Source organism: Antrihabitans stalagmiti (assembly GCF_016482825.1).
In the GTDB taxonomy this organism is placed as follows: domain Bacteria; phylum Actinomycetota; class Actinomycetes; order Mycobacteriales; family Mycobacteriaceae; genus Antrihabitans; species Antrihabitans stalagmiti.
Map to the genome: position 1 here is coordinate 19,181 of NZ_JAEMNV010000015.1, position 26,468 is coordinate 45,648.

At 62.5% G+C, this 26,468-nt stretch carries 21 protein-coding genes and 1 tRNA gene; 15 read left to right on the forward strand and 7 right to left on the reverse strand.

The features are described 5' to 3' along the window. Positions 1-6: 6 nt before the first annotated feature. A complete protein-coding gene (locus JGU71_RS28540; RefSeq protein WP_199708545.1) occupies positions 7-1,416 on the reverse strand; it encodes an HNH endonuclease signature motif containing protein in 1,410 nt (469 codons plus the stop codon). A 229-nt stretch (positions 1,417-1,645) separates the two neighbouring features. On the opposite strand from JGU71_RS28540, the gene JGU71_RS28545 reads away from it, so the two are divergent. The 5 genes from JGU71_RS28545 to JGU71_RS28565 all read left to right on the forward strand — a co-directional run bounded on the left by JGU71_RS28545 (position 1,646) and on the right by JGU71_RS28565 (position 6,783). Beyond that, positions 1,646-1,719, forward strand: a tRNA-Pro gene (locus JGU71_RS28545). Positions 1,720-2,272: 553 nt separating this feature from the next. Further along, positions 2,273-2,932, forward strand: coding sequence for a response regulator transcription factor (locus JGU71_RS28550; RefSeq protein ID WP_199708546.1), 660 nt, complete (start codon positions 2,273-2,275; stop codon positions 2,930-2,932). A 28-nt stretch (positions 2,933-2,960) separates the two neighbouring features. Then, complete coding sequence (locus JGU71_RS28555; RefSeq protein WP_233530238.1) at positions 2,961-4,334, forward strand: sensor histidine kinase; 1,374 nt, start codon at positions 2,961-2,963, stop codon at positions 4,332-4,334. Between the two features lie 121 nt (positions 4,335-4,455). Next, positions 4,456-5,820 (forward strand): MFS transporter, encoded by a 1,365-nt coding sequence (locus tag JGU71_RS28560; RefSeq protein ID WP_199708547.1) that lies wholly within the window; start codon positions 4,456-4,458, stop codon positions 5,818-5,820. A 24-nt stretch (positions 5,821-5,844) separates the two neighbouring features. Then, on the forward strand, positions 5,845-6,783 hold the full coding sequence (locus JGU71_RS28565; RefSeq protein WP_199708548.1) for a TAXI family TRAP transporter solute-binding subunit: 939 nt from the start codon (positions 5,845-5,847) through the stop codon (positions 6,781-6,783). A 151-nt stretch (positions 6,784-6,934) separates the two neighbouring features. Here the strand turns inward: JGU71_RS28565 and JGU71_RS28570 are convergent, their stop codons facing one another. Further along, the gene (locus JGU71_RS28570; RefSeq protein WP_199708549.1) at positions 6,935-8,077 is read right to left on the reverse strand and encodes an SGNH/GDSL hydrolase family protein; all 1,143 of its coding nucleotides are present in this window, start codon (positions 8,075-8,077) and stop codon (positions 6,935-6,937) included. Between the two features lie 808 nt (positions 8,078-8,885). On the opposite strand from JGU71_RS28570, the gene JGU71_RS28575 reads away from it, so the two are divergent. The 3 genes from JGU71_RS28575 to JGU71_RS28585 are packed head-to-tail and all read left to right on the forward strand — an operon-like array spanning position 8,886 to position 10,284. Then, a complete protein-coding gene (locus JGU71_RS28575; RefSeq protein ID WP_199708550.1) occupies positions 8,886-9,215 on the forward strand; it encodes an ArsR/SmtB family transcription factor in 330 nt (109 codons plus the stop codon). Continuing rightward, positions 9,215-9,934, forward strand: coding sequence for a cation efflux transmembrane domain-containing protein (locus tag JGU71_RS28580; RefSeq protein WP_233530239.1), 720 nt, complete (start codon positions 9,215-9,217; stop codon positions 9,932-9,934). The genes JGU71_RS28575 and JGU71_RS28580 overlap by 1 nt, the downstream gene beginning before the upstream one ends. Before the next feature lie 2 nt (positions 9,935-9,936). After that, positions 9,937-10,284: a DUF3703 domain-containing protein gene (locus JGU71_RS28585; protein WP_199708552.1), complete on the forward strand. Its 348-nt coding sequence runs from the start codon at positions 9,937-9,939 to the stop codon at positions 10,282-10,284. 22 nt (positions 10,285-10,306) lie between these two features. Here the strand turns inward: JGU71_RS28585 and fabG are convergent, their stop codons facing one another. From fabG to JGU71_RS28600, 3 genes are read right to left on the reverse strand one after another with little or no spacing between them, the layout of a single operon-like run. Continuing rightward, entirely contained in the window at positions 10,307-11,035 is a 729-nt protein-coding gene (gene fabG / locus JGU71_RS28590; protein WP_199708553.1) for a 3-oxoacyl-ACP reductase FabG, read from the reverse strand. Between the two features lie 14 nt (positions 11,036-11,049). Continuing rightward, the gene (locus tag JGU71_RS28595; RefSeq protein WP_199708554.1) at positions 11,050-12,264 is read right to left on the reverse strand and encodes a CaiB/BaiF CoA transferase family protein; all 1,215 of its coding nucleotides are present in this window, start codon (positions 12,262-12,264) and stop codon (positions 11,050-11,052) included. Next, entirely contained in the window at positions 12,261-13,439 is a 1,179-nt protein-coding gene (locus JGU71_RS28600; protein WP_199708555.1) for an acyl-CoA dehydrogenase family protein, read from the reverse strand. Before JGU71_RS28600 ends, JGU71_RS28595 begins: the two co-directional genes overlap by 4 nt. 95 nt (positions 13,440-13,534) lie before the next feature. On the opposite strand from JGU71_RS28600, the gene JGU71_RS28605 reads away from it, so the two are divergent. Next, positions 13,535-14,434, forward strand: coding sequence for a LysR substrate-binding domain-containing protein (locus tag JGU71_RS28605; protein WP_199708556.1), 900 nt, complete (start codon positions 13,535-13,537; stop codon positions 14,432-14,434). Here the strand turns inward: JGU71_RS28605 and JGU71_RS28610 are convergent, their stop codons facing one another. Next, entirely contained in the window at positions 14,435-16,147 is a 1,713-nt protein-coding gene (locus JGU71_RS28610; protein WP_199708557.1) for a helix-turn-helix domain-containing protein, read from the reverse strand. 216 nt (positions 16,148-16,363) lie between these two features. On the opposite strand from JGU71_RS28610, the gene JGU71_RS28615 reads away from it, so the two are divergent. Genes JGU71_RS28615 through JGU71_RS28635 form a run of 5 tightly spaced genes read left to right on the forward strand, consistent with a single transcriptional unit; the run spans position 16,364 to position 22,364 of the window. Further along, positions 16,364-17,989, forward strand: a complete 1,626-nt coding sequence (locus JGU71_RS28615; protein WP_199708558.1) for a flavin-containing monooxygenase — start codon at positions 16,364-16,366, stop codon at positions 17,987-17,989. 40 nt (positions 17,990-18,029) lie between these two features. Then, positions 18,030-19,400, forward strand: a complete 1,371-nt coding sequence (locus JGU71_RS28620; RefSeq protein ID WP_199708559.1) for an NAD-dependent succinate-semialdehyde dehydrogenase — start codon at positions 18,030-18,032, stop codon at positions 19,398-19,400. Positions 19,401-19,409: 9 nt separating this feature from the next. Beyond that, complete coding sequence (locus tag JGU71_RS28625; RefSeq protein ID WP_199708560.1) at positions 19,410-20,459, forward strand: 2,3-butanediol dehydrogenase; 1,050 nt, start codon at positions 19,410-19,412, stop codon at positions 20,457-20,459. A gap of 40 nt (positions 20,460-20,499) precedes the next feature. Further along, positions 20,500-21,273, forward strand: a complete 774-nt coding sequence (locus JGU71_RS28630) for an SDR family oxidoreductase (RefSeq protein WP_199708561.1) — start codon at positions 20,500-20,502, stop codon at positions 21,271-21,273. Between the two features lie 32 nt (positions 21,274-21,305). Continuing rightward, entirely contained in the window at positions 21,306-22,364 is a 1,059-nt protein-coding gene (locus JGU71_RS28635) for an LLM class flavin-dependent oxidoreductase (RefSeq protein WP_199708562.1), read from the forward strand. A 49-nt stretch (positions 22,365-22,413) separates the two neighbouring features. On the opposite strand, the gene JGU71_RS28640 is transcribed toward JGU71_RS28635, so the two are convergent. Then, a complete protein-coding gene (locus JGU71_RS28640) occupies positions 22,414-22,632 on the reverse strand; it encodes a hypothetical protein (protein ID WP_199708563.1) in 219 nt (72 codons plus the stop codon). A 539-nt stretch (positions 22,633-23,171) separates the two neighbouring features. On the opposite strand from JGU71_RS28640, the gene JGU71_RS28645 reads away from it, so the two are divergent. After that, positions 23,172-26,468: non-ribosomal peptide synthetase (locus JGU71_RS28645; RefSeq protein WP_199708564.1), on the forward strand; the 3,297-nt coding region annotated here is incomplete at its 3' end.

A 26,468-nucleotide genomic window follows, 5' to 3' on the forward strand; every position in this document is an offset into this window, starting at 1 on the left:
GCCGCGTCATCGGAGCGGCTCGTCGTCCATGAGGTAGTCGCCTGGGTGGTGGTAATAGTTGATTCTCGGTTTTCGTTGGGGATCGACGTGTGCGGGTGGTATCCACAGGATTCGGCCTGCGTGCGAGTGTCCGGGTGGTGCGGTGATGGTGTGCCAGTGCTTGTCGGTGAGCCCGGCGAGTTGGTGGTGGGAGTCGCAGGCGAGGGCGAGTTGGTCGACGTCGGTGTGCCCGTGTTGGGCGGCCCATTCCCTGCAGTGATGGCATTGGCAGAGGTTGGCGGGTCTCCAGCAGCCGGGGAAGGTGCAGCCGCGATCTTTGGCGTAGCAGACGATGCGTTGGTCGCCTGAGGCGATGCGGACGGTGCGGCCGAGATAGATGGGGCGACCGTCGTCGTCGAAGATGGTGAGGTAGTGGTAGGCGTGGCGTGCCATTTTGAGGATGTCGCGCATCGGGAGCACGGTGTCGCCCGCGGTGGTGGCGGTGCCCGTGGCGTCGGTCAGCTCTTTGACGGTCATCGAGGCGACAACAGTGACAGGCAGACCTCGGTGTTGGCCGAGATTGCCGGTGGCGAGGGTAGCGCGGAGGACAGCCTTGAGTGCGTCGTGGTTGCGTTGTCCGGGGTTGCGGCGGTCGCGGGCGGCGGCTGTCTCGGTGGGGTCGGCGTCGACGGCTGATTCGGTGTCGTCGGGGTTGCACATGCCGCGTCTGGCGTATTTGGCGAGGATGGTTTCGAGGTAGGCGCGCAGTTCGGGGTCGATGACGAAGTCGCCTTTTGTCATCAGGTCGGGGCCTTGCTTGCCGAACATGAAGCTGCGTTTGCGGGCGCGGTCAGCGTCGTCGAAGTGTCCGTCGGGGTTGAGGTAGGCGAGGAGGCGTTCGGATACCTTGCGGAGTTGGTCGGGACGCAGTGTGCGGGCTTGGTGAGCGAGCGTGCGTTCGGCGTGTTCGCGGGTGTCGAGGTCGGTGTCGTGGGGGAGTTGGTTGAAGAATTCGCGGATGATCTGGACGTGGGCGTCGCTGATGGCGCCGTCGGCTTGAGCGTCGGCGATCGCCGGGTAGATCGGGTCGAGTTGCTCGCCGGTCAGGGTGATGCGGGGTGCGAGTTGTTCGGCGGTGCGGACGCGGTGACGGGCGTCGGTGGGGGTGATGTGGAGCTGGTCGGCGAGAGTGTCGGCGAGCCGGTTGTCGCCGAGTTCGCCGGGGATCCAGTCGGTGGCGAGTGCGGCGATCAGAGTATGGCCGAGGCTGGGGACCGTGCGGGCGAAGGTTTCGAGGCGATCGAGGGCGGTTATACGTTCGCGTGCGGTGGTCAGGGTGTCGAATCCGTTGTCGCGCAGATTTTTCAGTGCGGTGTCGATAGCGTCGAAGGCAGCATCGACCACGGTGGCGGGGTCGGATGCTGGGTTCGAAAGCATGTGCGAATCGTATCGCGAGGTACCGACACGTTTCGGTCAAAGATGCTGGGTGGCAGACAGTTTCGATGCAGATGTGTCTGGATGTGTTTGTGGTGTTCCTGTTTCCGATGTTGCGACTTCTGGTTAGCTGAAGAAGGGTCTTACCGTGCCTGACCACCGACTGGATAGCGATTGGCTCTAGGCGAGTCGCTTGGGGTAACCTCTTCGAGCGCCCGCAGTTGGGCGCGAACGGGCTGTGGCGCAGTTTGGTAGCGCACTTGACTGGGGGTCAAGTGGTCGCAGGTTCAAATCCTGTCAGCCCGACAAGTAGTTAGGTCTCAGGCGGTTTCGGAGAATTCCGGAGCCGCTTTGTTCGTGCAAAGCGGGTCGAAAAGGCAAGCTGGCGAGAAGGCCCTGTCGTACAACGACTCTGGTGATGCGTGTCCGCCCTCTGCGTATTCTCTGCGAACCCTCTATAGGCGCACTGCACTGTCGGTGCCCCGTGCGACTCTGCGCAGCATGGCAATTTGCAAGGCTTGCGATCTGGAAATGCTCGATTCGGTGGGATGCACGTGGCGGCCCAGTCGACTACGCAATGGGAGGACCAAGTGTCACGACTGTGGTGCGCCGCCGAAAGCACTTCACCACCCGGGCTGTGACGGTGAGCGGTGCCGATGTGGCCACCAAATGCTCATGTGCGGCAGTGGATGCGCATCCGACGAGTGCGAACGTGAAGATGGACACCACTACGTCGACGGGAGCTGCAGGTGGTGTAATCAACCGTTCGGACAGTTGCGTGTCGTAAGCGGCCGGTAATCCCGTACCGCCGCGCTCGCCCCCCGGTAGTCATTGACCCATACGAGGTGACTCGAGACCGATGCGCATAGCGGTGGTGGAGGACGACGACGGCGTCGGGGACGCGCTTGTGGATGCGCTGGCCGAGGTGGGGCATAAACCTGTCCGTATGCGCCGCGGCACCGATGTTCTGCTCGGGCACCACGAGATTGATGTCGTCCTGCTCGATCTCGGATTGCCGGACATGGACGGCCTCGAGGTGTTGCGCAAGCTACGGACCTTGAGTTCGGTTCCGGTGGTGGTGCTGACCGCCCGCGACGACGAGCGCTCGGTGGTCCGGGCACTACACGGCGGCGCGGACGACTACGTCGTCAAACCAGCTCGACTCGGGGAGTTGCACGCGCGACTCCAGGTCGCCGCCCGACGTCGCACTACGACGATCGATTCCACCGCCGACAGACTTGTTCTCGGCGATATCGTCGTCGATCTCGTCGGCCGCAGCGTAGAGGTGAACGGGCGGGGTGCTGCGCTGACGACCAAGGAATTCGAACTGCTGGCTCATCTGGTAACCCGGCGTGGTGAAGCGGTCAGTCGGGAGCAGTTGATGGACGCAATCTGGGGTGACGCATACGTCGCAATTTCGCGGACCCTGGACGTGCACATGACGGCGCTGCGCTCGAAACTCGATCGGCCGGGCACCATTGTGACCATCCGCGGCTTCGGCTACCGCTGGGTTACCTGACGTGCGACGCCGTGTGCTGGTGGTGCTCATGATCTACTCCACCATTGTCGTGCTTGCGCTGTCGGTGCCCTTGGCGGTTCTCGTCGGACGGGAACGAGTGCAGCGTTTCAGCGAAAACCGTGCCGCTGCAGCAACGTTCTTCGCCGAGTTGAGTTCGCGTGAGGGCGAATCCGGCATACCTCGGATCCGAGAGTCCGTGCAGCGTTACAACAGCCTGTACGACGAAGGGATAGCGATCGTCGACCGAACGGGGGCTGTCCGGGCTTCGGCGGGCCTGGACGTCGAGCGAGCTGACGTGCGGCAGGCCATCGCAGGGGCTTTGCGTAACCAACGTGGTTCCGTCCCATCGGGTTTGACGCCGTGGTCGCAGCCCTCGGTATTGGTTGCAGCACCGGTCGGCGGTGGAACGCAAGTCGACGGCGCCGTGGTGATTGCCGCGTCGACCGGTCCTGCACGCAGGGACGTCGCGGTGGCCTGGATGGTCATTGCTGGCGGTGCCCTGCTGATTCTCGTCACCGTTGCGTTGATCGCCGCGGCGTTGTCGCGCTGGGTGGTTCGTCCGCTGACTGCACTGTCGTCGCGTGTCCATACGTTCGGGGACAAATTCCACGACCAGGTGCCGATCGAGGAGTCTCGAAGTCCCGAGCCGCCCGCTTACGACGGGCCGCCCGAGGTTCGAGAACTGTCCGGCGCATTCGACGCCATGGCAAAAGACGTCGAGACGGCAACGACCGCGCAGCGACGGCTGGTGGCCGACACGGCCCACGCTCTCCGTAACCCGCTGGCTGCGTTGAGGATTCGGCTCGACATCCTAGGGATGCGGGTGCCGGAGTCGGCAGCTCCGGCGCATTCGAAGACGACTCTGGAGGTCGATCGGCTGACGACCATCGTCGAAGACCTGCTAGTCCTGGCCGCTGCCGAGACACCTGCCCACACTCAGTCCGCCGGATGCGACGTGGGCGCTGCGGTAGCAGAGCGAGTCGAATTCTGGTCGAGTGCAATGACGGTGGCAGGCATAACCCCGAAGATCGTCGGGTCCGATGAAACCCACCTCGCTGCACTTCCGCACGACGACCTGACCCGAATTCTCGACGCGCTCCTGAGCAACGCGACCAAGTACGCCGGTGCCGGTGCCAACGTCGAGATCGGTCACCGAGCACTCGAACATCAGGTTGTGATCTTCGTGTCCGATACCGGATCCGGCGTACCCGCCGAGGAGCTGCCGAACATCATCGACCGGTTCTATCGGGGCTCGAGCGCCCAGGGCACAGGTACCGGTCTCGGTCTGTCCATCGTCCACGCGCTGACAGAGCGGGCAGGCGGAAGTCTCCAGGTCAGTGGGCTGCGACCATCAGGACTACGGATCGAACTCACGCTGCCGAGGGCCGACGCGCTTTCCTAAGGGAGTGTTAGGAAATCCGGGACAGCTTGGTTCTGAGGTGTGCTTGCGGTCACAGTGGGAGGACTTCGGTTGCCGCACACGTTCCGGCAACCCGCATCAGCCCCCTGTGGAAGGACTCCCCATGGCCAACGAGGCCACCTCGACAGCCGAATCGCCGCGATCCACGCAGACTGTCTCCTCGCCCGCTGCGACTCGTCGCGCAGTTCTCAACACGCTGCGAGGGTCGTCGGGCAACCTTGTCGAGTGGTATGACGTCTACGTCTACACCGTCTTCGCAACGTACTTCGAGAACCAGTTCTTCGACTCGGCGGAGAAGAATTCGACGGTCTACGTCTACGCCATCTTCGCCGTCACCTTCCTGATGCGGCCGGTCGGATCGTGGTTCTTCGGCCGCTACGCCGATCGCAACGGGCGCCGTGCAGCGCTGACCTTCAGTGTCTCCCTGATGGCCGCGTGTTCACTGGTCATCGCCTTGACTCCAGGACGGGAGAGCATCGGCGTATGGGCGGCGGTGATCCTCGTCCTGAGTCGTCTGGTCCAGGGCTTCGCGACCGGTGGTGAATACGGCGCATCGGCGACCTACATGTCCGAGGCCGCCACCCGCGAGCGTCGTGGCTTCTTCTCGTCGTTCCAGTACGTCACTCTGATCGGCGGGCATGTTCTCGCACAGGTGACCCTGCTGCTGATGCAGGTATTCCTCGACCGTGGGCAGATCGAGGAATTCGGTTGGCGCATAGCCTTCTTCATCGGTGGCGTCGCGGCGGTAGTGGTGTTCTGGCTACGCCGGAGCATGGACGAATCGCTGACGAAGGATCAACTCGACGCCGTGCGCAGCGGAGCCGACCAAGCCTCCGGTTCGATGAAAGAACTCATCGGCAACCATTGGCGAGCGCTGCTGATCTGCTTCATGGTGACTGCCGGTGGCACCATCGCGTTCTACACCTACAGTGTCAACGCGCCCTCGATGATCAGGACCGCGTACGAGGACCGGGGAATGACCGGCACCTGGATCAACCTCTTCGGTCTGATCTTCCTCATGTTGCTGCAGCCCATCGGAGGACTGATCAGCGACAAGGTGGGTCGCAAGCCGCTCCTTCTCTTCTTCGGAATCGGCGGCGTGCTCTACACGTACGTGCTCATCACCTACCTCCCGACGGCGACCTCGGTGGTCCAGTCCCTCGCGCTGGTATGCGTCGGCTACGTGATCCTGACCGGTTACACCTCGATCAATGCGATCGTGAAGGCCGAGTTGTTCCCCTCGCACGTCCGTGCGCTCGGTGTCGGTCTCGGCTATGCGCTCGCTAACTCTGCGTTCGGTGGTACAGCGCCGCTGATCTACCAGGCGGCGAAGAACGGTGGCCATGTTTCGTGGTTCATCTTCTACGTGACGGTCGTGATCGGGATATCTCTGATGGTCTATATCTTCGTTCTACGCAACAAGGCAGAGACCGTCCTAGACCGCGAGCAGGGCCGAGCGTTTCAGTAAGACTCCAGGCTTACAGTTACTGACATGACCAAGCCCGCAGCATTGCTCTCCAGGAGAGCGACGCTGCGGGCTTGTTTGTTGACACTCGGGGTCACTGCGGTGGGTTCCTGTGCCCGGGATCCGGCACCGCAACTGCGTTTCGCAGCAGGCGAGGTAGGCGGCTTCTTTTGGGAGTTTGCTGGCCTACTCGCCGGCGCCGCCGCGAAAACCGATGCAGCGGATATTATTCCGCTCACGACCGCTGGTTCTATCGACAATCTCCAAGCATTGGATTCCGGGCGAGCTGATCTGGCGATGACGCTCATCGATGCCGCATACAGCCACCGGAGTCCGAATCTGGCGGCGGTCGGGTGCGTGTACGAGAATTACTTCCAGGTCGCCGTGCGTGCGGACTCGGCCATCGAGTCAGTCGCGGATCTGCGTGGCGTGCGCGTCAGTATCGGTGCGCCTGGGTCCGGTGCGACCGTGGTGTCGCAACGAATCTTCGACGCAGCCGGTTTGGGGGATCCCGGTGCCGTGCAGCAGGTGCAGTTGTCGATGCGCTCGGCGGCAGAAGCCCTGTCCAACAACGAGGTCGACGCCGTGATGTGGGCGGGCGGGCTACCGACCCCGGCGTTCGCCGATGCTCGTACCGCCATCCGCTTGCTCGATCTGGGCGCCGTCGTGGCGAACCTGCGGAGTTCGTTCGGCACCGCCTACGAGTCGGTGCCGATTCCTGCGGACGTGTACGGCAAACACTCGAAGGTGACAACAGTAGGAATTCCGAACCTGATGTTGGCACACCCCGCGGTGCCGGACAGCGTTGTCGGGGCACTGGTAGGCCTGCTTCTCGACCAGTCTTCTGCTCTCGTTCCCGGGCAGGCGATCGGGAGCCAATTTCTCGACGCCCGATCACTCGTCATGACCGGCAGTGTCCCCCTGCACCCGGGGGCGGAACGGGAATACCGCAGACGCCACGGCTGATCCGACATGCTGTAACCGACCGCACGGCTGCGCGGGTTTTCGCAGGTCACAGTAGTCCACTGCGTACCAGAACTCGCAGGTTCGAACGCTGTCAGCGCGACAAGGCTTCGGTGGTTTTCACCGTCCCATTACGCCGTACTGCAACGATGTGCTAATTCACGATGGCGCCTGCAACGGCTGCGAAACGTGTCCCGACTCGACGGTGCGTTTCGGGACCCGGGTGAAGTCCGTCGGGCAGTGGAAATTCCGCGAAGTCGGCCTCTCCGTACAGGTTCAGCCCATCGAGATAGTGGATGTTCGGGTCATCGGCGGCACGCTCGCGAACTATCAGTGCCAATGCGTCGCGTATGACAGTCAGAGTCAATTTTCCGGGCTCCGGTTCTCCAGTCGCGATGAAGCGGACATCGCCGGCAGCGAACGCGCCCGGATCGAAAGCGCCTGGCCCCGGCGTGTTTTCGTGAATCGCGCAGTAGAGTGGCGATACGACTATGACAGGCGTGGTTGGGTGTCCGTCTCGGATCGTGTCGAGAAAACCGTGTACAGCGGGGCCGAAGGCGCGCAGCCGCATCGCATCGGTGTTGACGATGTTGATGCCGATCTCGAGGCTGATCAGATCTGCCGCCGTATCGCGTATGACCCGGGCGACGAAAGGGTCCAACAAAGCGCTTCCGGCGAACCCGAGGTTGACCAATTCGAACCCGATGCCCGACGCCGCAAGCGCCGGGAACGACGAGCTGGGACCCGAACCGTTGGACCCCTGACTTATCGAGCTTCCATAGTGCACCCAGGAGGGCGAAGTGAGGGACTCGGGTTCGATCGCAGCATCGGTCCGCAGCTGCAACAACTCGACGTTCTCGTTGTGCGGCAACCAAATTCGGACACTCTTCGCCACACCGGCCGAACCGACGGCAAAACTCAGTGTGCTGTGCGTGCCGGCCCGAATCTCTTCGGCTCCGGTCGCCACGTCGACCATGATCGTATTGCCACCGACAGCGACGGCCTGTTCCACGAACTCACCGTCCACACACAGGTCGTATGCCCCGTCCGGCCGGGGCGGTAGGCCGCGATAGACACGTTTGGTCGGAAGTACGTCGAGTTCGATATGGGCGGCTGTCGTGCGGAACGCCAACCGAACGCCCGAGGGGTGCGCCTCCGCCGTAGCGAACTGTTTGTCGGGAAGTCGAGCGCGTGCCCAGGAGGGGAGGCGGTGCGGCACCAGACCACGAGCGGTGCGCTCGAAGTCGAGAGCTCCACGAACGAGATTCGGTGTGATCGGTGTGAGTGTCTCGCTCATATTCGAACCCTACGTCGTTCGGCAGTTCGTCAGACGTGCAGTGACATTCGTCGGATTTGCCGCGATACGACCGACTGACCACAGCGGTCAATGAAACAACTTAGGTTCGTGGGGTACCCCTTCTCGACTTTGCGCTGCGTCATGTTCGGCGACCCGGCAAGCAGCGCCAGCCGGTCGAGGGCGTCCATGAGTTCGAGGACGGCAGGTTCAGCACACACTCGCGTTCGCACAGCAGGTTGCGTGTGGTTTGCGATCCGCTGTCATGCCGAGCATGCACTGATCACCGAGCCGCCATGCCGACGACATCGGCGCGAGGTGCGCCGTTCCGTCTGGACTGCGTGTCCTGATCAGCACGACCGGCCTGCCGAAGTATGTTTCGATCGGCCTGGCCCGGCGAGGGCAATGCTGACGGAAACGGACGCGAGGCTGTCATAACCGTGGTCGTGCGTACGTTGGCCCACGCCCGCGCGCTGTGCGGATGAACCATTGACGCCTCGTGCTGAGCCGGCCTAGCGCGAGGCCTCAGCCTCTGCGCGTGGTCAGTGTTGGGTGAACGATCGGATGTTGCCGCTACGCCCTTCGTGTCCATCAGGTGGGCAAAGTGGCCGTGTCCTGGCAACACGGCCTCGGTGGAATCGGGGAGGGTCGACTTCAAGAACGCCGATGCGCCGACCAACTGATTCGGACTCGCGTCCGTGGCTCGATCGGCGTGACGGTGGATGGTGCGCCTGCGCGTCCCCCGCGATGGTTGTGACAGACCAGTCGATTCAGCATTCCCTGAATACAGAAGTGCCTGTACTATTAGGCCATGTCGACAGTGGTGCACAGTGACGCATTGAGCCGCTTCGGTTATGCACTCTCGGACCGGACCCGCACTCAGATCCTGCTCCGCCTTCGCGAAGGTGCGAGCTATCCATCGGAGCTTGCCGACACGATCGGAGTGACACGCCAGATCCTCTCGAATCATCTTGCCTGTCTGCGCGGTTGCGGCCTTGTTGTCGCCGTCCCCGAAGGGCGTCGTGCCCGCTACGAACTGGCTGATCCCCGCATCGGGCAGGCGCTCGACGACTTGGTAGGCCTGGTTCTCGCGGTCGACCCTGCATGCTGCCCAAATTCCGAGGCCGAAGGCTGCTGCTGATGGCCGAGTCTCATGTATCCCTCGGATTGCCCACCGCTGATCGGGGTGCGGAGCGACGAAAAGTGTTGTCACGCAGGATCCGATGGTTCGTCGCGGCGACGATCAGTTACAACGTCGTCGAGGCTGCGATCGCGCTCACCGAAGGGGCCCGGGTTTCCTCGACTGCGCTCATCGGGTTCGGTCTGGACTCCGTGATCGAAGTGGCCTCCGCCGCCGCGGTCGCGTGGCAGTTCGCCGGCCGCGACCCCGAAACTCGCGAGAAGACCGCGCTACGGATCATCGCGTTCTCCTTCTTCGCGCTCGCCGCCTATGTCACCGTCGATGCGCTGAGGTCCCTGTTGGGGGTAGGCGACGTTCGGCACTCCTCGGTCGGAATCGGTTTGGCCGCAGCCAGTCTCGCGATCATGCCCGTCCTGTCCTACGCGCAACGGCGAGCGGGACGCGAGCTCGGGTCGCTGTCGGCGGTCGCCGACTCCAAACAAACCCTGCTCTGCACCTACCTGTCTGCGGTCCTGCTGGTGGGATTGCTGCTGAACAGCCTGTTCGGCTGGTCATGGGCCGATCCGCTCGCAGCCCTCGTCATCGCCGGCATCGCGGTCAGGGAGGGCATCAACGCCTGGAGGGGCGATACCTGCTGCCCCGCAACGGCATCGAACCCAATCGACGCCGAGCAGAGACACACCTGCGACTGCTGTCAGCAGCCGACAGAGGAAGGATGACCATGCCAAATATCAGCCCACAGGCGCGCGCTCTCTACAACGAGGAAATGGCCGCCGCCCGTTCGTGCCCCGACGCTGACGCGCGATGGGTGCATCTCGAACGCGCGCACATCGTTTCTCAGCCACACCCATGGCTGCACACCCGAAACCACGTCGCAATGCTCGCGCTTGCTGTTCGGCAGCACGACCGGCGGGAAGCCCTCGGCCAAGTCGTCCGCATCATCGTCGCCGCCCCGGGATCGCTGAGCGGTCGTTACCCCGAAGGCAACACCGGCCGCACCGCAGTCGGCCTCACGACGCCGATGCGGGTACCCGCCGATCTCGCAGCGGCGCTGACAGCGCCGAATTGAGAACTCTGCCAGCTACCACCGATCAAATGTGCCGCCCACCAGTCACTTCTGCGACGGTGCCGGTCATGTACGAGGATAGATCGGAGGCGTAGAAGAGGGCGACCGACGCGACTTCTTCCGGCTCGCCCGCGCGCTGCATGGGGATCTCCGCCATCTTCTGGTCCCATGCTGTTTCCGGCATCGCGGCGGTCATCGCGGTGCGAATCAGTCCGGGCTGGATGACATTCACTCGAACGCCGAGATGCGCGACCTCCTTTGCGGCCGCTTTGGACAGGCCGACGATGCCGGCTTTTGCTGCGGAATAGTTGGTCTGGCCGATGAAGCCGACCTTGCCCGATATCGACGACATGTTGATGATCGATCCGCCGCCGTTGTCGCGCATGATGCCGGCGGCCAAACGGGTTCCGTTCCAGCAGCCGCGTAGATGAACTTGGACAACCTGATCGAACTGATCCTCTGTCATCTTCCGCATCGTCGCGTCGCGGGTGATGCCTGCGTTGTTGACCATGATGTCGAGTGAGCCGAAGGCCTCGACCGCAGCCTCGAGCAGCCGGGCTACATCCTCGGAATCGGTTACGTTGCAGCCGATTCCGATCGCCTCGTTCGGCAAGCCGGCGGCTGCTTCCTTTGCTTTCGTTTCATCGAGATCGCCGATGGCGATGCGGGCGCCGTGTTCGGCGAAGGTGCGCGCGATCGCCAGCCCGATTCCCTGCGCGCCGCCGGTGATGACAGCTGTACGTCCTGTGAGCATTGGGTTCCTATCGTTCATCGGGTGGGTGCGGGCTGGAACATCTCGGCCTGGAATGCGATTCCTTGCGCGACGATGTCGTCGACGGCTGCGGCGTCGAGTCCGGACTCGTGCAACAGCGCGGTCGTGTGCTGACCGAGCGCTGGGACGTTGCCCATGGCGGACTCGACGTCGTCGAACGTGATCGGTGGCAGCAGCGCGTCGACCTGAGCGTGCTCGGTCTCGATTCTGCGCCAACGGTTTCGCGCCTGCAGCTGTGGATGATCGACGACCCGATCGAGTTGTTTGATCTGGGCCGCAGGTACGCCCGCCGAGGCGAGGCGGGCGTCGAGTTCTGCCGTAGTCAACTGTGAGGTCTGTTCGGCCACAAGCGCATCGCATTCCTTGCGGTGTTGGACGCGCTGCATGTTCGTTGCGAATCGAGGGTCGTCGGCCAATTCGGGAACGCTGAACACCGAACCGACGAGCGCTCGCCAGCCCGTGTCGTTCTGAACTCCGATCAGCATCTGGCCGTCTCGGGTCGGAAATGCGTCGTACGGGGCAATCGAGCTGTGGCTCAATCCCATTCGCGGAGGTTGCGCACCGGTGTGCATCTGCGTGTACATCGCGTGTCCCATCCACTCGATGGTCGCGTCGAGCATCGACACGTCGACCGTGGCACCTACACCAGTGCGCCAACGCCGCAGCAAAGCGGCGAGAACTGCTTGAGCGCAGTACATTCCGGACGCGATATCGGCTGTCGGGATGCCGGTCTTGACGGCCGTCTCCGGGGTTCCGGTGATCGACACGAGGCCGGCCTCGGCTTGAACGAGCATGTCGTAGGCCTTGCGCTGCTCCATGGGTCCACCAGTGCCGTAACCGGATAGGTTCACGACGACCAGTTCGGGACGGCTTGCGCGAAGTGCAGCGGCGCCGAGCCCCAGCCGTTCTGCCGCTCCGGGCGCAAGATTCTGCAGAAAGACATCAGCCTTGTCGACCAGGCGCCGGACGACCGCGCGACCCTCGTCGGACTTCAGATCGATTGCAATGGATTCTTTTCCGCGGTTCAACCAAACGAAGTGTGCACCGGTGCCGTGCACCACGTGGTCGTAGTCGCGTGCGAAGTCGCCGCCCTCGACGCGTTCCACCTTGATCACCCGCGCACCGAGATCGGCAAGATTGCGGGTGGCAAGAGGAGCGGCGACGGCCTGCTCGATCGCAACGACGGTGACGCCCTCGAGCGGCAGGATCATGACGTCTTCTTCTGCTCTGCGCGGACGAGTCCGCCGCCGATGATCAGGCGTTGAATCTCGCTGGTGCCTTCGTAGAGTCGCAGCAGACGGACGTCGCGGTAGATTCGTTCGACCGGAACCTCGCGCATATAGCCTGTGCCGCCGTGGATCTGGACGGCGAGGTCGGCAACTTTGCCCACCATTTCGGTGCAGAACAGTTTGGCCGCAGATGGCGCAATACGCCGGTCGGTGTTGTCGACCCAGGATCGTGCAGCCTCACGGGCCAACGCGCGTCCGGCCATCACGCCGGTTTGTTGATCGGCGAGCATCGCCTGGACGAGTTGAAATTCGCCGATGGCGGTGCCGCCTTGCGTCGAAGTAGTTGCATAGGCAAGGGATTCGTCCAGTGCACGTTGCGCCTGACCGACAGACAAGGCGGCGATGTGAATACGACCACGAGCCAACGACGTCATCGCGGCGCGGTAGCCGACATCGCCGGAACCGCCGACAAGGGCCTCCGGACCCACGCGAACGCCGGCGAACGTGACGTCGGCGGTACGTGATCCTTCCTGGCCCATCTTGGCGTCTTTCGGTCCGACGTCGATGCCGGGAAGGTCGGCTGGAACGAGAAAGACGGCAATCCCGTTGCCCTGAGCGGGTTTCGGGTCGGTGCGCGCGAAGACGACGAACAGGTGTGCGTTGGTGGCATTGGTGATGAAGCGTTTGCTCCCGTCGATGATCCACCCGTCACCGTCGGCCTTGGCCGTGGTGCGCAAACCAGCAGGGTTGGAACCCGCGCCGGGTTCGGTCAGCGCGAACGATGCGACGACCTCACCGGAGGCGATGCGAGGAAGCCACTGCGCCTTCTGTTCGTCCGTGCCGAAGCCGACGAGGACCTGACCGGCGATGCCGTTGTTGGTGCCGAACATCGACCGCAACGCCAGCGAGGTGTATCCGAGTTCCATAGCCAGCTCGACGTCCTGGACCAGGTCGAGGCCTAGCCCGCCCCACTCTTGCGGGATTGCGTAGCCGAAGAGTCCCATGTCGGCAGCCTGCTTGCGAAGGTCGGCCGGAATAGCGTCGTCGGCCATGATCTCGAGTTCGCGGGGGACGACACGAGTCCTGACGAATTGGCTGACCTGCTTGAGCACCTCGGCAAAAACGTCCTCGGGTACCTCGGGGTTGTGGTTTGGCATGACTCTCACTATCCGTGTGCGATTAGGATCAGTCCAATACTTAATAAGTAGTTCTGTATTACCTTTTGGGTAATACCGGTGAAATGGAGTCCGTTATGGATGTAGCCCAACTGCGGTCCTTCCTAGCTGTGGCCGAGGAACTTCACTTCGCGCGCGCCGCTGAGCGACTCCACGTTGCGCAACCGCCGCTGAGTCGAACGATCAAACAGATGGAAAAAGAGCTCGGGACGCTGTTGTTCGACCGGAACACGAGGTCGGTGCGTTTGACATCGAGTGGGCAGGCGCTGGTCGGTCCGGCCCAAGAGGTGCTCGATGCGGTGAAGCGAGCCGAAGCGGCGGTCCGATCAGCAGGTGACGGTGATGTGGGCACCGTTCGAATCGCCTTCGCAGGTGTGTCGACGCACCGGCTGGTCGCTCGATTGGCACGGGTGGTCAGATCGCAGCGACCCGGTATTCAGTTGGAACTGTCGAGCCAAAACTTCGCGCAGCCGGCGATGAAGAAGCTCGTCGACGGTGCCACCGATATAGCTCTCGGGCGATGGGACGTCATACCTGCCGATGTGTCGGCCGAGGTGGCGATGCCCGATTCGTTGGTCGTCGCTCTTCCCGACACCCACGAACTCGCGGGTGCTCGTCGGTTGACGATGGCGCAGCTGACCGACGAGGGTTTCGTGTCGCTGCCTCCCCACGAAGGAGCGGTGTTACCCGACCGCCTGCGTAGACTCGCCAACTCGAACGGCTTTGTGCCGCAGGTTGTTCAGATTGCACCGGATACACAGACGGCGTTGGCGCTGGTCAGCGCCGAAGTGGGCGCTCACCTGACCTTGGCGTCGGTCGCACGCAACGTCATCGACTCGCACGTGGTGTTCGTTCCGCTCGATGCGTCGACGTCGGATGTGGACTTGCGGATCGCGTGGCGACGCAACGACAACAATCCGGCATTGAAGGCGGTGCTGGACGAAATGCGTAAGCTCGACGTTGCCGAATTCGACTGATCACAAAGAACTTTCGTCACTTGCGAGGCCCAGCTCGCGAATTCTTCGGTAGAGGGTGGTTCTGCCGATACCGAGCAGGGTGGCGGCTTCGGACTTGTTACCGCCAGCGTTGTCGAGCGCTTTCAGGATCGCGTCCCGCTCCGCTGTCTGCATCAAGGTGAGTCGACGGCTCGTCGGTGCCTGCTGGATGTGTCGCGGCAACTGCCGACGCTCGATCACCGAGCCGTCGGCGGTCCGTACGAGTTCGGTCAATGTCTCGATGAGCTCGGAGATATTGCCCGGCCACGACCACTGCACAAGTGCCTGCAGTGCGGCAGGGGAGAGGGAGTGCTGACCGTCCGGATCGACGCGGTCGAGTATCGATTTCACGAGACCAGGTATTCGTTCACGATTCGACGTCAACGGATGAGTCCGTATGGAGACTCCGATTTCGTCGACCGCCGATCGGACGTCGTCGGCCGCAGTGTCGCTACAGACGGTCAGCAGCAGCACGCTTCGACGCTTGCCCGCGGCCACTGCCGCCCGATGCTCGTGCGCAACCCGTGACAGGTCGCGCGCCTGGATCGCGGCAAGGCCCTCGGCGCGGCGAAGCAGAACGTTCCTTCCATCGGCCAACGCGGCTGTCACTGCGGGCCAGGGGATATCGCCGGCTATCGAGAGATCGATCGACTCGACGTCGGTTGTGTCTTCCCGATTCGAGAATGATTCCAGAACTGTCGTTGCGCGGCCCGACCCCCGTGGTCCCTCGACGACGACAAATGCCGCCGCAGGGGTGGTCTTGCTGGAGTGCGGTTGCGCAACAAAGCTTCTCGGCTCGGCCTGGGCTTCAGGCCGATCGTCGAAGTGCATCACGTAGTGTGCACGCGGACCGTCCAGCACGCGCCGCGCTGTCACGTCGTAGTGCAGTCCGTCGAGTTGTAGCACCGCGCTGCCGGCGGACCAGTCCTGGTCGCTGAGCAACTGCCACAACGCAACGTGGGAGCCGACATCGACGTAGGAAAGCCCGGGGGTATTTGCGAGCAGCGACTCTTCGTCCATGACGAGCGTCGGACGTCGGGAGTTCTTGTACCGCATAAACGACATCGCCAACGCGAGATCCTGCGGCCGCGACGAACTACGCAGACGTTCCTCGATCTGTTGGCCGATCTCGCGGGTGACCGACAGCATGAGGGGATTCGCCATCTCGATCGGACCCCCGAGCGAGATGGATCCGAGCACCAATCCCGTTGGGGTGCAGACCGGCGCGGCAGCGCAGGCGAGACTCGCCAGCGCGTCGCTGTAGTGCTGAGTTCCCTCGATGTAGACCGCACGTTTTTCGACCATCGACGTGCCGAGCCCGTTAGTACCGATCGAGTCCTCGGAATAGTCGAATCCTTCCGCGGCGTGGATTCGATCCAAGCGCCGACTGACACTGCTGTCGCCTGTGCGTCGGGCGACGATGCTTCCTGCTCGGTCGCTGAGGAACAGGGTGATGTCGGTGTCGGTCAGCTGATGCTGCCACCGGTCCAGTACGGGGTCGGCCGCGCGTAGCAGCATCGAATCGGTGTCGGCCTGCTGGAAGCGTTCGCTCAGGGATGTGCTCGCGACACTGTTGCCGATCGACCTGCGCCAGCTGCGCAGGACGAGATCGGGGACGACGCCGGCGGCGTGTGATTCACCGAGTAGACCGACGCGGATGAGTTCTTCGCGTGCTCTGCGCACCAGATCCGACATCGATTTGCCTCCTTCCGCCTCTACTGTGCGCCCGAAACGGTGTCGGAGCCAATACACAATCTGCTTCTTATTCTTACTGTTTCGGTATAAACGCTGTTCAACGCTTTGGCGAACGGTGTTCCACATTGGAACACCCGTCATGCAGTGATCGCTCCCACCATGGTGTCAGACAGTGAACTACCTCACACAGGCTGCAAGGCCGAAGGAGCAAACGCCATGGATGCACAGGTCCACGAACTCGACGCATTGGTCGTCGGAGCCGGCTTCGGCGGCATCTACATGCTGCACAAACTGCGCAACGAGCAAGGACTCGATGCCGTTGCAATAGACAAAGCAGGCGGAGTCGGCGGAACTTGGTACTGGAACAAATACCCGGGTGCGCTCTCGGACTCCGAGAGTTTCGTCTACCAGTACTCGTTCGACCGCGACCTGTACACGGATACGCCGTGGAAGACGAAGTTCGTTCGGCAACCCGAGATCCTGGAATACCTCAACGGCGTGGTCGACCGCTACGAGCTTCGCGACCACATCCAGCTCGAGACGGGCATGGTGTCGGCGGAGTTCGATGAATCCGCGGGTATGTGGACTGTGCGTACCGACCGCGACGTGACCTACCGCAGCCGTTTTCTCGTGACCGGACTCGGTCTGCTTTCGGCGACCAACCTGCCGAAGTTTCCGGGTATGGAGTCTTTCGAGGGCAGCCTCGTACATACCGGAGCATGGCCGGAGGATCTGGACGTCACCGGCAAGCGCATCGGTGTGATCGGCAATGGATCGACCGGCAACCAGGTGATCACCGCGACAGCGCCGATTGTCGGTCATTTGACCTCGTTCCAACGCACCGCGCAGTACAGCGTCCCCGCAGGGAACCGAGTGCTGACGGAGCAGGAGCAGCAGGCGATCAAAGACAATTTCGAAGCCAACTGGGATCAGGTCCGCAACTCGGGGCTCGCGATGGGGTTCGTCGAGAGCACCCTCGAAATGGGGACAGTCTCCGACGCCGAGCGGGAGCGGATATTCGAGGAGGCCTGGAACGAAGGCGGTGGTTTCTGCTTTATGTTCAAGACGTTCGGCGACATCGCGACCAGCGAAGAAGCGAACGAAGAAGCCGCAAAATTCATCCGAAACAAAATTGCGCAGATCGTCACGGACCCGGAAACGGCACGCAAGCTCACTCCGACCGACCTCTACGCGCGCCGCCCGCTGTGCGACTCCGGCTACTACGAAACCTTCAATCGGCCCAACGTGTCGTTGGTGAACGTCAAGGAAAACCCCATCACGAAGGTCGTCGACAAGGGCATCGTCACTGCCGACGGAACCCTGCACGAACTCGATGTTTTGATCTGCGCCACCGGTTTCGACGCTGTCGACGGCAACTACGTGCGCACCGACATTCGCGGCCGGAACGGGCAAACGCTGAAAGAGCATTGGAGTGACGGACCGACGAGCTACCTCGGCGTCGCCACCAGCGGCTTCCCGAACATGTTTATGATCCTCGGTCCGAACGGCCCGTTCACGAACCTCCCACCGTCGATCGAAACTCAGGTCGAGTGGATCAGCGACGCCATCGCCCACGTGCTGGCCGACGGCAAGGAGTGGATCGACGTCAAACCCGACGTCGAACACGAGTGGACCGAGACCTGCATCGACATCGCAAATCAGACTCTGTTTCCCAAGTCGCCCTCGTCGTGGATCTTCGGTGCCAACATCCCAGGCAAGAAGCGGGCGGTCATGTTCTACCTGGGCGGTTTGAAGGAATACCGAACCATCGGCGGAGCAGAAGCGGCAGCGGGATACCAAAGCTTCGCGACCAAAGCCGATGCACTCACGCCGGTCTCCTGATGGCGACGTCTTTCACCGACCATTCAGCAAGGACGAAACGATGACACGCTACGCAACTGTCGACCCGACAACGGGCGAGGTGGTGCGCGAGTTTGCAGAGATGTCGGATGTCGAAGCGGCGCAATCGCTTGTGGACGCGCAGGAGGCGTTCCTGAGCTGGCGTCGCACGGACATCACCCAGCGAGCCGAGCTGTTGTCGCGGGTGGCGGCCCTGCATCGCGAGCACGCAGAATCCCTTGCCGAGTTGATGACCTTGGAGATGGGGAAGCCGATCGCGCAAGCGAGGGGCGAGGTGGAACTGTCCGCGTCGATCTACGAGTACTACGCAACGGTCGGCGTGAACTTTCTTGCCGACGAAGTCCTCGACATCGCTGGGACTGGACGAGCAGTCGTCCGAACTGCGCCCATCGGTCCACTGCTCGGCGTCATGCCGTGGAACTTCCCGTACTACCAAGTTGCCCGATTCGTCGCACCGAATCTGCTGTTGGGCAACACTATTCTGCTCAAACACGCCGGGAACTGCCCGCAGCAAGCACTCAGGATCGAACAGCTGATCGAGGAAGCAGGAGCACCTACCGGCATCTACCAGAATGTGTTTGCTAACAGGGACCAGGTCGCGCAGATGATCACGGGCCCGATCCTGCAAGGCGTCTCACTGACGGGTTCCGAGCGTGCCGGCAGCGAAATCGGCGGACTGGCTGGCAAGCACCTCAAGAAATGTGTGCTCGAGCTTGGCGGGTCCGATCCGCTACTCGTTCTCGCCGGTGCCGATGTCGCACAGGCGGTTTCCGCTGCGGTTCCGGGCAGGTTCGGCAATGCGGGGCAGGCTTGTACTTCTGCCAAGCGACTGATCGTAGAGGCACCGGTGTGGGATCGATTTGTTTCCGGCTTCCTCGAGCAGACAGCGCAGTGGACGGTTGGTGATCCTCGGCGTGACGAGACCAAACTCGGACCGATGTCGTCGATCGATGCTCGCGACGAATTGGCAGCCCAGGTGGACGACGCAATCTCCAAGGGAGCCGTCGTCCACGCGGGCGGCAAGGTCCCCGACGGTCGGGGCGCCTTCTATCCCGCCACAGTTCTTTCCGGCGTGACGCCGGAGATGCGCGCGTACCACGAAGAGTTGTTCGGCCCAGTCGCGGTCCTCTACAAGGTCGACTCCGTCGATCAGGCCGTCGATCTGGCCAACGATTCGCCGTATGGACTCGGTAGCTCGGTGTTCACCACAGACGACACCGTTGCCGACGCGGTCGCGAATCGGCTCGACGTCGGAATGGTCGGCCTGAACACGACTTTGAAAAGCGCACCGGATATGCCCTTCGGTGGTGTCAAGAACTCTGGAATCGGCAGGGAACTCGGTCGATTCGGTCTCGACGAGTTCGCAAACAAGAAGCTCGTCCGAATCGCCTGAGGAGTGACAATGCGTGCAGCGATGTACTACGGAAACAACAAGCTCGACATCGAAGATATCCCCGAACCAACGCCAGGAGAGGGGCAGGTCAAGGTGAAGGTCAGTCGCAACGGTATTTGCGGCACCGACCTACACGAGTTCTACGACGGCCCGATCTTCATCCCGCCGAGTGATCCACACCCCCTCACCGGCAAAGCGATGCCACTCGTCCTCGGACACGAATTCTCCGGTGTTGTAACAGATCTCGGCGCAGGAGTGACAGACATCGACGAAGGCGATCGAGTCACCATCGAGCCGCTGTATCGCTGCGGCGAATGCCGACCGTGCAAGTCCGGACACTACAACCTGTGCACCGTCATCGGCTTCCACGGACTTATGGCCGATGGGGGTATGGCGGAGTACACCGTGGTGCCGCGCAACCAGATTCATGTATTGCCGGATTCGGTCTCGGTCGAAATGGGTGCGCTCGTGGAACCCATGTCGGTTGCCTATCACGCCGCCGTGCTCGGTGCCGTCGGCGACCAGGACAGCGCCTTGATCTTCGGTGCGGGACCGATCGGAATCGGTCTGTGGTTTGCGTTGCGGGGCATGGGATTGACGGAAATCGATGTGGTCGAGCCTTCGCCGACGCGCAGGCAGTCGATCGAAAAACTCGGTGCGCGGACCCTCGATCCGACAAGTCAGGACGTATCGGCACTCATTGCCGATCGCACAAATGGCAACGGAGTTGATGCAGCCTTCGACGCAGCTGGCGTCGCGCCGGCCGTCGAGGCTGCACTCGAGTGCGTGGGGGAGCGTCGGCCACTGATCAGCGTCGCAATCTACGATCGGCCGCTGCCGACACCACTGATCAATCTGGTCCTTCGCGAGCGGCGAATTCAAGGAACGATCTGCTACACGAGCGACGACTATCGCGCCGTCGTCGATCTGATGTCACGCGGGCACTACGACACGACCGGCTGGGTCGACACCATCCCGCTCAGCGGGGTTGTCGAGCAAGGCTTCGAACCGCTGCGGGCCGGACGCAAGATGAAGCTTCTCGTAGATCCGACGCTGTAAATAACTCTGCTACAAACCAATTCGAATACTGGAGATTGTCATGACTGTTGCACATGTTACCGGCGCCGCGCGCGGAATCGGTAAAGCCATCGCTCTTCGCCTCGCGCAGGACGGACATGACGTTGCCGTGTCCGACCTGCCGTCCATGAGCGCCGAACTCGACGTCACCCGTAAGGAAATCGAGACGCACGGGGTCCGTTCCGTTGCCTTGACCGGCGATGTGTCGGACCCGGAATCGGTCCATCGTCTGGTTGCCGACACCGCCGAACATCTCGGTTCGCTCGACGTAATGGTTGCCAACGCCGGCATCGCCCAGACGAAGGCGTTGCTCGATGTGACGCCGGCCGAGTACGACAAGGTGCACGCGGTCAACGGTCGCGGCGTGTTCCTCTGTTACACCGAAGCGGCGCGCCAGATGATCGCACAAGGTAAGGGCGGCAAAATCATTGGCGCCTCCTCGATCGCCGGTCACAAGGGCTTCGGCTTGCTCGGTGTCTACAGCTCGTCGAAGTTCGGTGTACGGGCTCTCACCCAAGCTGCCGCGCAGGAATGGGGCGAGCACGGAATCACGGTGAACGCCTACTGCCCAGGCATAGTCGACACCCACATGTGGGTGGAGGTCGATCGCGACCTCGGTGCGATCAACGACGTCGGAGAGGGCGAGTCGATGAAGGCCATGGCCGCGGGCATCACCCTCGGACGGGTGTCCACCGGTGCAGACGTCGCAAACTTCGTGTCCTTTCTTGCCGGACCTGACTCCGACTACATGACCGGTCAAGCCGTATTGATCGACGGCGGAATGCTTTTCGTCTGAGCCGACAACACACCACCGAAAAGGAGCTTCGGATGTCCACCTCCACACCTACATTCGGCCTTTGGTACGACCTTCGCAATCCCTCGCAGTGGCGTCAGCCGCTCGGCTCGCTGTATCGGGAGTCGGTCGATCAAGTTGCCTGGGCAGAGCAACTCGGATTCGGGTCCGCCTGGGTCAGCGAGCACCATTTCGCCGACGACGACTACGCCTCGTCGCCCCTGACGATCGCAGCGACCATCGGTGCGCGCACCTCGACGATGCGCATCGGCACGAATATCGTGGTTGCCGGGTTGCACGACCCGGTGCGGCTCGCCGAAGACGCCACTGCGTTATCGCTGTTGACCGACAATCGATTCGAGCTCGGAGTTGGTCTCGGCTATCACGCACGCGAATTCGAGGCGTTCGGTCGCAGGGTCAAACAACGTCCGAGCCTGCTCGAAGACAGCATCGCTGTCATCAGGAAAGCGTGGAGCGGCAGCGCCGAACCCTATGAGGGCAAGAGGTTTTCGCTACCTGGATTGCAGGTCACACCGGTTCCGGAACAGGCGCCGCGCCTGTTGATCGGTGCACAGTCGCCAGTAGGGATCGACCGGGCCGCCCGCATGGGCGACGGCGTCATCACACTGTCGAACGATCACTGCCAGGTCTACCTCGATGCCGTCGAACGCCACGGGGGCGATCTCGCCGAAGCGCGGATCTACGCCAGCCAGTGGACCATCGTCGCCGACGATCCGGAGCGGGTGTGGGCGCAGGTGGGCGAACACGCGAGATATCAACTCAACGAGTACATCGCGTGGGGATCCTTCGAAGGGCCCGATCAGCCATCGGAGTTCGGCGACACACAGTCGGTTCTCGATGCCGGCGCCTACCGCCTGATGGATGCGTCGATGGCCGTCGACGAACTCGTTACCCTCGCGACCACCTACCCACAGATTCGTGACTTCCATTACTGGGCGCAGCTACCAGGAGAATCCGTCGACTCCGGTTCCGCGCGAATCCAGTACATCGCCGACCATGTGATTCCGGAGGTGACTCGACGACTCGACGCCAGCAGTCGAGTCGATGCACAACCGACGTCGGTATTTGCCTGATCAGGCGGAATGGTCGTTGCCCATGGCCCTGCCGGCGTAAAGGACGGTCCTATCTGTCGGTCGCGTTCGGGTTCGGTGTACGAAACAGGGAGTCGTGATCTCGCTCCTGGTCCATCCTCTTCTGGAACTCGTCCTGTTGCGCTTTCAGTTCGGCGTCGGTGGCATCCGGGGGAAGAATGGTGCCGGGTGCGCCGAGGCCAGGATCGGCGGCGTCTATCTCGTCGGTGCGTGAGTGCTTGACAGGGAGGAACGGTTCGCTCGAGTTCATGTCTGTGCGGTGCCCGCTTTTCGAGTTTTCTAATCATCCGTTGTGACGACGCAGTTATGAAAACATGCGTGCGACGTATCGACTTTTCCGAGTATTTCACCGTGGCCGGTGGTCGGTTGTGGCAACCTCGGCGGCCGGTGACATCCCGTGCATCGATTGCGCCTCGATTGTGTTGCGCCGGAACCGGAATCGTGCAGGATGCCCCTTGTCTCGAAACAAAACCTACCGCCCGGTACTGAGTGCTTGCGCCAGTGACCGGTACGGAAAATAAACCTATTTACCTGTCTTTCAACGGGTTTCAATTGTCTATCAATTGCGTTAACTTCAGGCGTTCGCGCACGTGAACTAAGACGGCGTGCTTATATCGGTCCATCAGGTCGGGTGGTCAAACGATGAACTAGAACCGGTTCATCTCCTTCACGGAGGTTCCTGATGACGCTCTGCCCGCCCGATTACGCAGGCCCTTGTGACCTTTCGCGGGGTAACCGATTCAAGCTGAAAACGCAGCCGCCACGAGTCGGAGCGATCTGCAACAAACGATGAGTGCTGCGGAGTATCCGGCATGGGAACATCGGGCTCTCCCTGAGAACCTGTTGCCGGGCAAACCATTTCCGTTGTCCGCTGCACAGCACGGGATCTGGCTGGCATACAAGCTCGACCCGGAGATCTCGCTCTCCGTTGCCCAATGTGTCGAAGTGTGTGGCGATCTCGATGTCGCCCTGCTCAATTGGGCCTATGCCACGGCGGGGCGCGAGTTCGAGGCATTCGCCGTCCGAATAATCGACGTCGGCGGTCGCCCACACCAGATCGTCGACCACTCACTCGACGTGTCGGTGGAGCTGATCGACGTGCGGAGCTGTACAGACCCCGTGGCTGCCGCACACGACTGGATGGAACAGGACTACACGGCGCCGCTCGACGTGGTCGGTGATCGGCTGATTCGGTCGGCAGCGCTCTGGACGGGAAATCAGCACTACCTCTGGTACTTCCGTGTCCACCACATTGTCCTGGACGGCTTCGGCGCGATGACGATCTTCGATCGAGTCGCCGAGCTCTACACAGCAGCGGTCCACGAGCGCGAACCCGGACCGGCGGAGGCGACCCCGCTACGCGAACTGGTTGCGATCGACCGGCGCTATCGCACGTCGGCGTCGTTCGACGAAGACCGGGCCTACTGGGTGGAGCAGTTGAGTGATGTCCGTGGGGTCGCCACGTTGGCTACCACCGACGCGCCCGCCGCCACAGGCAACCGGCGCGTGGCCGGCCCGCTGTCCGAACAGGCGACCGCCATTCTGTTGGGTGCCGAGCGGCCTGCAGTGTCGGCGGCCACCGTCATGGCTGCCTTTGCGTGTTATCTGTCGCGAGCAACCGGCCGCGACGAGGTAGTGCTCAACGTGCCGATGTCGGCGCGCGTCACCCCAGAGGAGCGGCGTGCCGGCGGCATGATGGCCGAGGTCGTACCGCTCCGACTTCGGGTCGAGCCCGACGACTCTGTCGAAAAGTTGGTTCGACGGGTACAACTCGCAGTGAAGGGCGTACTGCCACATCAGCGTTTCGGTATCGCCGACCTACGCCACGAGGTCGGCGAACCGGGTACCCAGCGTTTCGGGGGACCGGTCGTGAACGTGATGCTCTACTTCCATTCGTTGCAGCTAGGATCGACGAGCTGCGAAAACCGCATTCTCACTTACGGTCCCGAGCGAGACCTGTCGGTCAATGTGTATCCCGTCGGCAATCCCGCCCGCGTATTCGTCGACCTTCGTGCCAATCCCGACCGGTACGACGAGGCACAACTCGGTGCCCACCAGGAGACTTTCTCGGCTCTGCTCGAGGAACTGCTGCAAGCCGATTCGGCCACGTTGCTCTCTGCGGTGCACACCGAGTCGGCGCGCGCGGGTGAAGAATTGCGGCGTACTGAAGAGCAGCTCGAGTATTGGCGTACAACGTTGTCCGGTGCTCCCGAGGTGCTGGCGTTGCCGTTGGATCGGCCGCGGAACACGGTGCGGTCCACGCGCGGGGGCCGGGTGAACTTCGAGATCGGACCGTCGCTACATCGACGTCTTGTCAGCCTCGGGGACGCTCATCGCGCGAGCCTGTTCATGACGATGCATGCCTCGTTGGCGGTACTGCTCACGAGGTTGTCGGGGCAGGACGACGTCGTCATCGGAACGACGGTTGGACCTCCCGCCGTCGTGACGGGGAGCAACGTGGTCGCCTTGCGGACACCGGTCGAGTTGGGGATGGCGTTCGCAGACTTGCTCGATCGCGTACGCACAGTGGATCTGGATGCGTTCGAGCGTGCAGACGTGCCGTTCGATCGTGTGGTCGACGAGTTGGTTCGTGTGCGATCGTCGGCGCACACGTCGCTGCTTCAGGTTGTCCTCGAGCAAATGGAGTCGCAGCGGTCACTCGGGCTCGAGCCGGTCGACGTCAGCTTCGATCTGCACACGAGGATGGCCGAACGATTCGACCCACAGGGGCGGCCCGCCGGGATATCGGTGGAATTTACCTATGCCACTGACATATTCGACAAGGCGACCGTACGGGGATTCGCCGATCGGTTCGCGCGGACGCTGGCGGCGGTGGCCGCCGACCCCGAAACGAGGGTGGGTGACGTTCAACTACTCAGTTCCGTCGAACGTCGCACGATCGAACGCTGGAACAAGTCGGGCGTCGACACCGGTGCGGCAACGATCACGAGCATGCTCGCCAACCGCGCCGCGCTCGCTCCGAACGCTCCGGCCGTGCACGACGCCGGGTCGACGCTCGCCTACGGGCAGTTGGTCGCTCGCGCGAATCAACTTGCCCGCCATATCATTGCGCAGGGTTGCTGCCCCGACACGCTCGTCGCGGTCGTATTGCCGCGTACCTCCGAGTTGGTCGTCACGCTCACAGCAGTGCTCACATCAGGCGCCGGGTACTTGCCGATCGATGTCACGCACCCGACGGCACGCATCCGTGCCATCCTCGACGACGCACACCCGCTGATCGTCGTTACTACGGCACAGTTCTGCGACGAGCACGACCTCGGTGCCGATCGGCTTGTGCTGCTGGACGATCCGGATACGGTGGCGACCATTACCGGCCTGTCGACGGAACCGGTGAGCGACACAGAGCGGCCGGCACCGTTGCGAGCCGACAACACGGCCTATCTCATCTACACCTCCGGATCGACGGGAGTGCCGAAGGGCGTTCTCGTCTCGCATCGCAGCGTCGTCAATCTGTTGGCCAACACATTCGTCGAATTCGGCTTCGACGAGTCGGATGTGTGGACGATGTTCCACTCGCCCGCATTCGATTTCTCCGTGTGGGAGGTGTGGGGTGCACTGCTCTCCGGCGGCAGCGTTGTCGTCGTCGATCACTTCACTGCGCGCACACCCGTCCAGTTCCTGGACCTGTTGCGGCAGCGGCGTGTCACCGTGCTCAGCCAGACCCCGACGGCGTTCTACCAACTCTCGAACACAGAACTGTCCCGCCCCGCGGGCGCATCGCCACTGTCGTTGCGCTACATCGTCTTCGGCGGGGAGGCGCTGAACCCAGCACTCCTGACGAACTGGTGGGAGCGGCACGGTGACAGGTCGCCCGTACTGGTGAACATGTACGGCATCACCGAAATCTGCGTGCACGCAACGATGCTCCGGATGACAAGCGACACCGCTGGGAGCGCGTCCGCGAGTCCCGTCGGACGAGCGATCCCGAGTCTGCAGTTGCACGTGTTGGATTCGCGGTTGCGGGTGGTGCCTGTGGGTGTGGTCGGTGAGTTGTATGTGTCGGGTCCTGGTGTGGCGCGGGGGTATTGGGGTCGGTCGGGGTTGACGGCGTCGCGGTTTGTTGCG